Annotated in this window: 13 protein-coding genes; 11 read left to right on the top strand and 2 right to left on the bottom strand. The window is 36.7% G+C overall.

What is annotated here, in order from left to right; all coding sequences use genetic code 11:
- Positions 1-43: 43 nt before the first annotated feature.
- Positions 44-973 (bottom strand): COX15/CtaA family protein, encoded by a 930-nt coding sequence (locus D1B32_RS06935; protein WP_095308462.1) that lies wholly within the window; start codon positions 971-973, stop codon positions 44-46.
- Positions 974-1,695: 722 nt separating this feature from the next.
- On the opposite strand from D1B32_RS06935, the gene cyoE reads away from it, so the two are divergent.
- The 7 genes from cyoE to D1B32_RS06900 all read left to right on the top strand — a co-directional run bounded on the left by cyoE (position 1,696) and on the right by D1B32_RS06900 (position 8,518).
- On the top strand, positions 1,696-2,637 hold the full coding sequence (cyoE, locus tag D1B32_RS06930) for a heme o synthase (RefSeq protein ID WP_095308463.1): 942 nt from the start codon (positions 1,696-1,698) through the stop codon (positions 2,635-2,637).
- Between the two features lie 61 nt (positions 2,638-2,698).
- A complete protein-coding gene (gene coxB / locus D1B32_RS06925) occupies positions 2,699-3,751 on the top strand; it encodes a cytochrome c oxidase subunit II (protein ID WP_095308464.1) in 1,053 nt (350 codons plus the stop codon).
- A gap of 45 nt (positions 3,752-3,796) precedes the next feature.
- A complete protein-coding gene (ctaD, locus tag D1B32_RS06920) occupies positions 3,797-5,650 on the top strand; it encodes a cytochrome c oxidase subunit I (protein WP_095308465.1) in 1,854 nt (617 codons plus the stop codon).
- A gap of 1 nt (position 5,651) precedes the next feature.
- Positions 5,652-6,275: a cytochrome (ubi)quinol oxidase subunit III gene (locus tag D1B32_RS06915; protein ID WP_095308466.1), complete on the top strand. Its 624-nt coding sequence runs from the start codon at positions 5,652-5,654 to the stop codon at positions 6,273-6,275.
- A gap of 3 nt (positions 6,276-6,278) precedes the next feature.
- Positions 6,279-6,599 (top strand): cytochrome c oxidase subunit IVB, encoded by a 321-nt coding sequence (ctaF, locus tag D1B32_RS06910; protein WP_095308467.1) that lies wholly within the window; start codon positions 6,279-6,281, stop codon positions 6,597-6,599.
- A 476-nt stretch (positions 6,600-7,075) separates the two neighbouring features.
- On the top strand, positions 7,076-7,972 hold the full coding sequence (ctaG, locus tag D1B32_RS06905; RefSeq protein ID WP_095308469.1) for a cytochrome c oxidase assembly factor CtaG: 897 nt from the start codon (positions 7,076-7,078) through the stop codon (positions 7,970-7,972).
- A gap of 90 nt (positions 7,973-8,062) precedes the next feature.
- Positions 8,063-8,518, top strand: coding sequence for a DUF420 domain-containing protein (locus D1B32_RS06900; RefSeq protein ID WP_118888971.1), 456 nt, complete (start codon positions 8,063-8,065; stop codon positions 8,516-8,518).
- 71 nt (positions 8,519-8,589) lie between these two features.
- Here the strand turns inward: D1B32_RS06900 and D1B32_RS06895 are convergent, their stop codons facing one another.
- A complete protein-coding gene (locus tag D1B32_RS06895; protein ID WP_095308471.1) occupies positions 8,590-8,955 on the bottom strand; it encodes a YugN family protein in 366 nt (121 codons plus the stop codon).
- Positions 8,956-9,264: 309 nt separating this feature from the next.
- Between D1B32_RS06895 and D1B32_RS06890 the strand changes: the two genes are divergently transcribed.
- The 4 genes from D1B32_RS06890 to D1B32_RS06875 all read left to right on the top strand — a co-directional run bounded on the left by D1B32_RS06890 (position 9,265) and on the right by D1B32_RS06875 (position 11,906).
- Positions 9,265-10,338, top strand: coding sequence for a CAP domain-containing protein (locus D1B32_RS06890; RefSeq protein ID WP_118888970.1), 1,074 nt, complete (start codon positions 9,265-9,267; stop codon positions 10,336-10,338).
- A 435-nt stretch (positions 10,339-10,773) separates the two neighbouring features.
- On the top strand, positions 10,774-11,163 hold the full coding sequence (ylbD, locus tag D1B32_RS06885) for a spore coat protein YlbD (protein WP_118888969.1): 390 nt from the start codon (positions 10,774-10,776) through the stop codon (positions 11,161-11,163).
- 11 nt (positions 11,164-11,174) lie between these two features.
- Complete coding sequence (locus D1B32_RS06880) at positions 11,175-11,408, top strand: YlbE-like family protein (protein ID WP_095308474.1); 234 nt, start codon at positions 11,175-11,177, stop codon at positions 11,406-11,408.
- Positions 11,409-11,468: 60 nt separating this feature from the next.
- Positions 11,469-11,906 (top strand): YlbF/YmcA family competence regulator, encoded by a 438-nt coding sequence (locus D1B32_RS06875; RefSeq protein ID WP_095308475.1) that lies wholly within the window; start codon positions 11,469-11,471, stop codon positions 11,904-11,906.
- The last annotated feature ends 46 nt before the right edge of the window (positions 11,907-11,952 follow it).

Genomic DNA, 11,952 nt, shown 5'->3' with positions numbered 1-11,952 from the left:
AAAGATCTCAAATGTTACTAGAAAAAAGAAAAAACAGGGATGGCTATTTAGCCATTCCTGTTTTTTCTTTTTTAGCACTTCTATTAGAAAGTAGGATGAAATAACTAAGCATTCCAAAGTAGCAGGAGATTACTAATGCGTGCATAAGTGCTACGCCAAGATTAAGTAAAGTAAATATAATCAATGCTCCAAATAGAACCTGCAGGAAAATCAAAAAGAAAGTAATAATCCATCCCCAATACATTACATTGTTGAAACGGTAGTTTTTAATCATATTAAGCATCAGGATAAACGTCCAGATAAATAGTATCCCTGCTGCAAATCGGTGTCCCATTTGTACCCACTGATTAAAATCATAATCAGAAAACGAGAGGGGGGAGGTGTTCGTACAAAATGGCCAGTCACCACAAACAAGATTTGATTCAGTATGCCGTACTAGTGCACCTGTATACACAACAATCATTGTATAAATGGATAGTGCGTAAATATGCAAACGATGACTTTTTTTAATGAATAGCGACTCGGTATGTAATTTCTTATCTAATTCAAAAATTAGCAGCATAAGCAGAAAGACTGCTGCAAACGATACTAAAGATATTCCAAAATGGGCAGCGAGAACAAAATCTGACTGTCCCCAAACAACAGCTGCTGCACCAATTAAAGCTTGCAGGACAATAAAGAAAACAGAAGAAAATGCTAGGAATTTTACTTCTCGAACATGACCAATTTTAATCCAAGATAAAATTGCAAGCGTTAATACAACGATCCCAGCTACTCCAGAAACAGCTCGATGGCTTAATTCAATTACCATTTCAAAAGTGAATTCAGAGGGTATTAATTCACCTTCACAAAGCGGCCAGCTATCTCCACAACCATCCGCTGATCCGGTCTTTGTAACTAATGCTCCTCCTAATAGAAGAAAAAGCATTAAAATTGTTGCAATTAATGATAAGGTTCGTAAAAATTTAATCATACACTCAACAGCCTCACTTCTAATGATTAAAAACTATAATAGGATGTTCAAAAAGTCTGGTAAAAATGACATATTGAGAGCAGGAGACCTTCGACTACGCACCAACACGTTCTGTGTCGAACATCAAAGTCACCATAACACACGCGAGAAGCTCGATGGCGATGGCTTCTACTTAAAAACGCCCACGTCCTGGGGCGACACAGAAGTCAACACATCCTAAGTAAGCCCGATATTGGGGAACTAAGCCGCCTTGAACTTCTTGGTCCTTCATTTTCACCTTTTTAATGCGCACTATAAAAACTTTCAATAGATTAATCATAATAGCAGATTAACTTTTATTGCAACGAAATTAGCTTAGAAACTACTATTTATACGCACAATTGTAATAGTATCATGTTTTACATACGTTTTCACTATGCAAATAAGAAAAAAGCTTGCATTAATTTACGTTGTTTGCTAGAAATAGTATAGGGATGTTCGCTATCATCCTAAAAAAATGAGGTTATACATATTTTCAAGTGGTAGTAACGATCCATGAAAAATTCACTTAATTGTCACATATACATTGAAATTATGTTGTAAACTATTTAGTGAATTGATAAGTTAATTAGATTGTAATTTAATTCCGTGATACAATAAGACTTAGAATCAGAATTCATGGAATGAAGAAGACTTCTGGTTATTTAACGTGTCTTTTTGTCGGGGTTAAAGGGGGGAAATTAATGAATAAAGCGGAAACATCGTATTCTGAAATAATCGGCGATGCAGCATTGACCAACAAGGAAAAAATTGGAGTGTTTCTTAATGAAATAAAAGCGCTTATAAAAATAGGCATTGTAAACTCGAATATGATTACTGTCTTTGCCGGTTTTTGGTTAGCAGTTCATTTTTCGAACTCTTCCTTTATATCCCATTGGGGAACTTTTTTACTCACAATGGTTGGTAGTGTGCTCGTTATTGCTGGTGGCTGTATTATCAATAATTGGTATGATGCAGACATTGATCCTAAAATGAATAGAACTAAGAAACGACCGACGGTTACTGGATTTATATCTTTGAAAACAGCGTTAATTGCTGGGCTTGTAACGACTGCGGTAGGATTAATTATGTTATTGTTTACAACACTATTAGCTGCACTTTTTGCTTTTATAGGATGGTTTGTTTATGTCGTATTGTATACAATGTGGTCAAAGCGTCGTTATACATTAAACACGGCAATCGGAAGTATTTCAGGTGCTATGCCGCCACTAATCGGTTGGGCAGCATTTGATCCTTCGCTGCATATTGTTCCTATTGTTATGTTTTTAATTATGTTTATCTGGCAAACACCGCATTTTCTTGCTTTAGCAATGAAAAAAACCGAAGATTACCGAGCGGCTGGAATACCAATGTTACCTGTCGTGCACGGTTTTGAATTTACAAAACGCCAAATTGTAGTTTATACTGCCTGTCTACTTCCCCTACCATTTTTACTTGCATCACTGGGAACGACTTTTGTTGTTATTGCGGTATTACTTAATATTGGTTGGCTTGTATTAGGGTTTAGAGGCTTCTTTATGAAGGATGATTTGAAATGGGCGAATATCATGTTTATCTATTCTTTAAACTATTTAATTATTTTATTCCCGTTAATGATTATTGTGACATTGCCTATATTTAACTAAACGTTTGTCCTTAAATAAATATATATAAGGAAACAACAAGAAGAAAGAGAGGTATTAATACATGAAAGGTTGGATGGGAAAAACTAAGGCACTATTACTATTTACAATGTTGTCTCTATTTTTGACCGCGTGTGGGAAAGAAAATTTAACTGCACTTGTGCCAAAAGGGTATGGAGCAGAAAGCTCGATGAATTTAATTATTCTCACAACATTAATTATGGTTGGAGTTTTTGTCGTTGTTATGATTATCTACGTTATTGCTTTAGTCCGTTTCCGAAGAAAGAAAGGGCAGGAAGATTTCATTCCAAAGCAAGTAGAAGGGAATCACACATTGGAAACGGTTTGGACAATCATACCGATAGTGCTAGTTTTAATTATGGGTGTACCAACTGTTATTGCTACGTTTGATTTAGCAGATACGTCCAATGCAAGTGAAAACATCAATATTGAGGTTACAGGGAATCAATATTGGTGGCATTTTAATTACGATGGCGAAGAAATCGTAACAAGTCAGGATTTGTATATTCCTACTGGTGAGAGAGTATACCTGAACATGCAGTCCTCAGATGTTATTCACTCGTTTTGGGTACCATCTATTTCAGGGAAAATGGATGTTAGTCCTGAAAACGTAAATACAATGTACATTGAAGCTTTTGAAGAAGGCGTTTACTGGGGGAAATGTGCTGAGCTTTGCGGGCCATCGCACTCATTAATGGACTTTAAAGTAATTGCAGTTAGTCCGGAAGAATATGACCAATGGCTATCTGATATGCAAGCTGTTGATCCTGAGCAAGAGCCGCAGGATACTGTAGCACAAGAAGGTAAAGAATTGTTTGAAGCAAATAACTGTATGGCATGTCATGCTATCGGATCTTCACCTGCTGCAACTGGACCTAATTTAACAAACTTTGGGGACCGTACCACTATTGCTGGTATTTTGGAACCAACAAAAGAAAACCTAATTGATTGGATCATGGATCCTGAGTCAATTAAGCCTGGAAATAAAATGACAGGTGCATATCCGAGCGTTTCAGAAGAAGAGGCAAATAGTATTGCTGAATATTTACTGCAATTAAAACCTTCAGAAATAACACCTGAAAGTGCTGGGAACTAAAAAATATATAATTGGGATGAAAGACACAAAAGGGAGGTTTAAGCTTTGAGTAATGCAGCTACTCAAAAGAGAGCTTTTAGTGCTGTACTATGGGATTACTTGACCACCGTTGACCACAAAAAAGTTGGGATTCTGTACTTAATGGGTGGTGGATTCTTTTTCCTACTAGGTGGACTAGAGGCTCTTATAATTCGAATTCAGTTAATTAAACCTGAGAATGATTTTATTACTGCAGGTTTGTATAATGAAATGATCACGATGCACGGAACAACCATGATATTCCTTGCAGCCACACCATTATTATTTGGTCTTATGAACTATATCATGCCACTGCAAATCGGGGCACGCGACGTTGCTTTTCCATTTTTAAACGCACTCGGATTTTGGTTGTTCTTTTCCGGTGGTATTCTATTAAACTGTAGTTGGTTTTTAGGAGGAGCACCTGATGCAGGGTGGACTGCATATGCACCATTATCGATTCAATCACCGGGACATGGGACAGACTTTTATGTTATGGGATTACAGCTATCTGGTGCTGGAACATTAATGAGTGGTATTAATTTCCTTGTGACTATCGTTGCGATGCGTGCGCCAGGGATGACTTATATGCGTATGCCATTATTTACATGGACTACTTTTGTAACGAGTGTCCTAACCTTGTTCGCATTTCCTGCATTAACTGTTGGATTGTTCCTACTAATGTTTGACCGTATGTTTGGTTCTGCGTTCTTTGATGTAGCTCTTGGTGGGAACTCCGTAATTTGGCAGCACCTTTTCTGGATATTCGGTCACCCAGAAGTATATATACTGATTTTACCTGTATTTGGGGTGTTTAGTGAGGTTTTACCTACATTCTCTAAGAAGCGATTGTTTGGTTATTCTGCAATGGTATTTGCAACCTTTTTGATTGCGTTTTTAGGATTTATGGTTTGGGCACACCATATGTTTACAGTAGGTTTAGGACCAGTAGCTAACTCCATATTCGCTGTTGCAACGATGGCGATTGCTGTTCCAACAGGTATTAAAATATTTAACTGGTTATTTACGATGTGGGGCGGAAGTATTGTTATTAACTCAGCAATGCTTTGGGCACTGGCATTTATTCCTTCATTTACAATTGGTGGTATGACAGGGGTTATGCTTGGGTCAAACGTAGCGGATTATCAGTACCATGATTCCTACTTCGTTGTTGCTCACTTCCACTATGTAATCGTTGGTGGAGTGGTGTTTGGTCTATTTGCAGCTTGTCACTACTGGTGGCCAAAAATGTTCGGAAGAATTTTACATGAAGGTATGGGTAAATTAGCTTTCTGGACATTCTTTATTGGATTCCATTTAACATTTTTCATCCAGCATTTCCTAGGATTAATGGGTATGCCACGTCGTTATTGGGTATTCCTGGAAAACCAAGGGCTCGATACTGGGAATTTGATTAGTACGATTGGCGCCTTCTTTATGACAATTGGAACAATAGTTTTTCTTATTAATATTGTTTATACTGCTGTTAAAGGTGAAAAAGCACCTGCAGATCCGTGGGATGCTCGTACATTAGAGTGGACAATTCCTTCACCACCGCCGTTTTATAATTTTAAACAAATGCCTTTAGTAAGAGGCCTTGATCCATTGTGGATTGAGAAAACAGAAGGAAATGGAAAAATGACTCCTGCAGAGCCATTGGATGAAATTCATATGCCTAACGGATCTATTCTTCCTTTAATTATGACAGCTGGTTTCTTTATCGCATCTTTCGGTTTCATTTATCAAACTGATCATAAAGCTTGGTTAATAGCATTGTATGCTGGTATGGCTATTGCGATTGGTTGTATGGTAATCCGTTCCTTGAAAGATGATCTTGGATTCCATATTTCCAAAGAAGAACTAGAAAGGGAGGCTGACTGAGATGAGTCATGATCATTCCTTAAACCCGAAAACGATGCCAGAAGATCCTTCAAAAGCAACAATGGAAGGAAAACATAAATTTCTAGGTTTATGGTTCTTCCTTGGCGGAGAAACAGTTCTTTTTGCTTGCTTTTTTGGAACGTACCTAGCTTTAAGAAATTCAACGGCTGGTGGTCCAACATCACAAGATTTATTCGGATTAGATTTAGTATTCTTAATGACTGTTCTGTTATTAACAAGCTCACTTACAAGTGTATATGCTATCTACCATATGAAGAATAATGATTTTAAAAAGATGATGCTTTGGTTAGGAATTACAGCATTATTAGGTATTGGCTTCTTAGCTTGTGAGATCTATGAGTTTGCACACTATATTCATGATTATGGATTTACATTCCGTTCATCAGCATTTGGGTCAGCATTCTATACATTAGTTGGTTTCCACGGAGGTCACGTTATTTTCGGACTAAGTTGGCTAATTACGCTAATGGTACGAAATGCTAAAAGAGGATTAAATCTTTATAATGCTCCAAAATTCAATACATTTGCATTGTATTGGCACTTTATTGACGTTGTATGGGTATTCATCTTTACAGTAGTATATCTAATGGGGATGGTGAGTTAATTTATGACGGAAAATACAAGTACCAACAAAATTAATTCGTACCAAAAAGAAAAAAATCGAGAAGAGATGCGAAAGCAAATTATTACTTTCGCATTGATGATTTTCTTTACAATGATTGCCTTCTTCGCAGTTGCCATGGGAATCAGCTCAATGTTTGTTATCCCGTTAATACTTATATTGGCAATTGTCCAAGTTGGGTTCCAATTCTATTACTTCATGCATATGAAAGATAAAGGACATGAATTTCCAGCGTTATTAATTTTCGGTGGAATATGGGTTACGTTCTTAGTTGGAGTTACGTTTGTAACCATTATTTGGTGGTAAGACAACTTTGGAATCTGAATAGAAAAAGATCGGGATGTACATATCCCGATCTTTTTTTGGCAGATAAAGACGGGGATATAACAAAAGTGTTTAATGTAAAGAAGAACAATACACAAACTTAGCGAAGTATATTTCCAGTGCGCGTTATTGCAATAAACAGGTTCGATTTTTTATATCATAACAATACTTTTGTCCCAATCTCTATTTGCATAAGCGCAACTAAGCTATTAATAAAAAGCATGTAAGAAGCACATGTATAGTTAAAGTTACAAAAAACGTTCTCATAAGAATACCTTTAACAAATGGCAAATTTTCTAAGCAAAAAAGTAGCTAAGCTTAGCTGTCTATATTAGAGGACTCATTTGGAATCCATAATGAATGCTGACTTCTCTAACAAATTTGTCACAATAAGGAAAGAATTTATTTGTTTTATACGTTATAATAAAAAGATAATCCACTATATGGAGTGATTAATGATGTGGTTAGAATTACAGATTTTTGGTTTCCGTGCACTGTGGAGTCCCTATTATTTTCTTTTTATCGTTGGTCTTGCTATTTTATACTATTTCATTACAGGAGCTTACCGTCATAAATTTGGTGGGGAAGCTAAACCAACTGGTAAGCAACAACTTCTCTTTTATCTCTCTCTTGTGTTGTTATATATTGTTAAAGGGTCACCTATTGACTTACTTTCACATATTACCTTAACAGCACATATGATTCAAATGGCTATTTACTTACTCGTTGTGCCTATTTTTTTGTTAAAAGGAATCCCGGAATGGATTTGGAGAAAGGTTGTTAATACGCCGGTTATTAAACCTGTGTTCACATTTTTTACGAAGCCACTTATTTCATTGTTGTTATTTAACGTGTTATTCTCTTTTTATCATATGCCAGTAGTTTTCAATCTTGCAAAAGAGTCACAAATTATGCATACATCGACATCGTTGATTTTGTTTATTTCAGCTATTATTGTCTGGTTCCCGTTATTATCTCCGATCAAGGAAATGGACAAGCTGCATCCGTTGATGAAAATGGCTTATATTATTGGAAATAGTGTTTTAATAACACCAGCTTGTGTGCTGATTATCTTTGCACCGGAACCACTTTTTGCTGCTTATTCACAAAACGGTTCATGGCTTCAAGCTTTGGCTTTATGTGTTCCTGGTGATGTACTTCAAGGCTTAGCGCCAGCTCTTTCAGGACCAGAAATGTTTACTAGCATGGGCACAGTGGAGGATCAACAACTGGGCGGCATTATTATGAAAATCATGCAAGAAATTACGTATGGAATCGTATTAGGAACGATATTCTTTAGATGGTTTTCTAAAGAAAGTCAAACTGTTGACCCACTTCCAACGTCTGCAGAATAAGAGAGAAGGATAAAACTTTATCACATGTTATGAAGGCAAGTGGACCATATTGAATAAAGTTTCACTTTATCTAGAAAGGATTCGTGAGTTATGCCATTTTTACCAACGCTAAGTACTTTTTTTATCGTTCTAAGCGCAGTCCTAGTTGCGATTGGATGGATGTTAATTGTTAAAGGGAAGAAGAAAGCACATAAGAAGGTTATGCTTTTAGCTGCACTTAGTGCGATTCTATTTTTTATTATTTACATGTCTCGAACAATTTTCGATGGAAACACGAGCTTTGGCGGACCGGAGAATATTAAAATTTATTATACGCTCTTCCTTATTTTCCATATTATTTTAGCAACAACTGGTGCAGTGTTTGGAATTGTAACGATTGTATTAGCATTAAAACGAAATATAGCTAAACATCAAAAAATAGGACCTGTAACGAGCGTTATTTGGTTCTTCACTGCTATTACTGGTGTTGCGGTTTACTTATTATTGTATGTTATTTATGATGGTGGCGAAACAACAAGTCTGATTAAGGCTATATTGGGCTTTTAGTACAAGAAACCAGCTGTTTGGTCTAAACAGCTGGTTTCTTGTAGCTTTAATAAAGCTTTTAATTTATTGTTTTACTTTTTATGATGCTGAATTTCCTCAGCAACCTTTGCAACAAGTGTGTGTGCTCTTTCCACTAGACTTTCTGGGAAATTTTCCGCTTCACCATATTCGACACCATGTGGGTAGTAATGCTTGCCGAGCAGTGGTGTTAATAATTTAATAACAGCGTCTCCTCTATCAACATCACCTTCGATAGCATATCCTTGAATACGAATGTAATATGTAACGTTCTTTTCTTGTGACCCAATTTTGTAATCATAAGTAACTCGCTCATAGTCCCATTGTCCTGCACGTATAAATGCATGTTTACCAGTTAAATGATCTAGAGGTCTTAAATCTACAATTGAATCTTCTATGCCCGTATTTTCCAATCTCATTTTTTTCACCTCATATATTAGTCCTCATTGTATAATGATAGTACGAAAACGCTTAATATGCAATTAAAAACCAATTATTATCTATTGAATAGGTATATAATTGCGATAATAAATATAATAATAGGGTAAAGAGAATATAAATCCCCCCACACTTGTTTTCTATGAAATGTGTAGTGGATACATCTGGACCACCCAACTTCTAAGAAATCGAATGGGAGTTTCCCTCGCTTCGTTTTAGATAGGTCCTCTCTTCTGGTTACGATAGTATGAAGTATAAGATGATACTAATAAAGAAAGGGGGAGTCACCAATGCGAATAATTCAAAGCTTATTTTTTTTAACGTTGCTTGGAATCGCTGTTTTTTATTTTTTGGATCGAACGGAAACTTCACCGGAAGAAGTGGTTCAACAAGTCACAAAAATTGTTAAAGAAAAGCGACATGTATTAGATACAAAAGTTTCTCCGAGTGATGAAGACACATCAGTCGTCCCATTGGAGGGGAATATATTTCAATGGATAGGTCAAACGAGTGAAGCGCTTGAAGGGAGCTTTGGCGTCCCAGTTCGGATTGATAAAAGTGCCTATGATTACGAATGGTGGGTTTATACGAATTCGACGAACCAGTATGTACAATTTGGAGTAGAAGATAATGTAGTTAAAACCATTTTTGCGACAGGAGAAGGGTTGGATATAAATCCTGTTTATATTGGGCAACCGTATGGGGAGGTTGACCAGGAGTTCAGCTTTTCGGAAGAAGTTTCATATAATAATGGAATATCATCTTATAAATTTAGAATTTCGAAGGAGGATATACAAGTAAGACCACTTGTAAAATTAAATGATAACACATTTATTCAGCTTTATTTTGATACATTCACTGATAAGCTATCATCACTTCGAGTTTTAACTGCAGATACAATATTAAAGCAACGTCCATATGAAATTGAGTATAGAGGGAAGCTCCCAGACGATCCGATCTTTACGGAAGATGAATGGGAAGAGATTGAAAAGGGAATGGAGCAACAAATTTATGATATTACCAATATAATAAGGCATCGGCATGGCAAGGATAAGTTAGATTGGGAAGAAAGTGTAAGCAATGTAGCATTTCTTCATAGTAAAGACATGGAAGAAAATAATTATTTTTCACATTATAGTTTAAATGGGGATGGACTAAAAGAACGGTTAGAAGCAGGAGAAGTTTTTTATACTGCAGCTGGAGAAAATATTGCTGCTCAATATCCAGATGCACCAGCGGCGATGGAAGGGTGGTTAAATAGCGAAGGGCACCGTGAAGCTTTGTTAAGCAATGATTATACCCACATCGGTGTCGGTGTGCATCGGCTTTATTACACGCAGAATTTTCTCGGTAAACCATTATAATTACAGCTTTTATAACCTGTCAACATGAACAAGAAATCAATATATATAATAGTTGAAAGAAACTGCGGAGTAATGTGCAATTATGGGTTGTGCGTATACCTGCTCGCTGACTACTAGTATAGTATATCGAAACAGAAACGTTGCTCTAACCAGTCGGGTGAGCGTAGGGCGGTGACTCCAGTGGGAACAGCACGTGTCTGAAGACTCATCGGAAGCGATTTTCTTCCGAAGAGGCTGAAGCCGTGCCCACGGAAAGCATCCGCCCGGAGCGATCCCGGATGGCGATTATTGCACGAACTTGAAGAAAACAGCCAGTAACTTAGTTCGCAGTTTATATATAATCCGTACAGTTTTTGTTTTACATTTTCACATATGAGTGACCTGTGCATAAATTAGTTAGTACAAATGACTATTTATTTTGCAAGGGGTGATCACATGGAAGATTTACATCCGTCGGTAGTTTCTTTTAAAAGCTTTATCAATTCGCATCCAGCTCTAATAAAGGAAATTAGAAAAAGTGGCAGATCGTGGCAGGAGTACTATGAAAAGTGGGCATTGTTAGGGGAAGATGATTCGTATTGGGATAAATATAAAGTGGATAAGCATAAAGAAAATGTGAACGAAGAAAAGGAAAGTGTAAAAAATACGGAGCTCGTCAGTCAGCTAATGAAATATACATCTAATTTGGATGTGAATAAAATGCAAGGTCAAGTTGAACAGTTAAGTAAAGCAGTTACAGCTATCCAAGAAATGGTTTCACAATTTAAAAAGACACAGAAAAATAATCAGCCCGAAAAGGATTCATCTAAATGGGTCCAAGACTGAGGTGACTTTTAATGGATCAACAAAGTATCCAGTATTTAAAAGCAAATCCAAAGTTAGCGACCTTTGTGCGATATAATCCAGTATGGTACCGTTATTTATCAAGGGAACCAGAAAGAATAAAAGAGATGGAAAAGGAAGCTAAAATTTTCTATGGTAAGACACTGCCACAGCAAATAAGTACACTAAATGATCGTATACAAATGATTAGTATGTTGACTGAAGTTGCAAAAGCAATGAAAGATTAGAATCTATTTTATTTTCAACTGTCCAATTAAATGATACTATATAGTAGTGGGGGTGTAATAATGATAGCTACATTGGAATATGTGGATATACTTGACCGTTCTGAGCAACTTGGCAAAATGGTTATGGCGTCTGATACGATGGAAGCCTATAAGCAAACCCGTGCTGCACTTCATGAGGATGAGGATGCTCAAAAGCTGATAAAGGCTTTTTTAGATATGAAGGACCAATACGAGGATGTCCAGCGGTTTGGTCGCTATCACCCAGATTACTATGATATCATGAAAAATATCCGTGTTGTAAAAAGAGAAATGGATATGCATGATAAAGTAGCAGCATTTAAAATGGCTGAGCGGAATCTCCAGATCTTATTGGATGAAATTAGTCAGTATGTTGCTGAGAGTGTTAGCAAGCAAATTAAAGCTCCAAAAGATGGTGCTGCACTTACAGATAGTGGCTGTGGTTGTGGCAGTGGTGGAGCATGTGGGTGTGCTTCTTAGCCAATCATGTTCGTCCTTAGGTTATTAACCCCTAAGGGCGGACAAA

It is taken from the genome of Oceanobacillus profundus (assembly GCF_003515705.1).
GTDB lineage: Bacteria > Bacillota > Bacilli > Bacillales > Amphibacillaceae > Oceanobacillus > Oceanobacillus profundus.
This window is presented reverse-complemented; position numbering and strand designations above follow the sequence as displayed.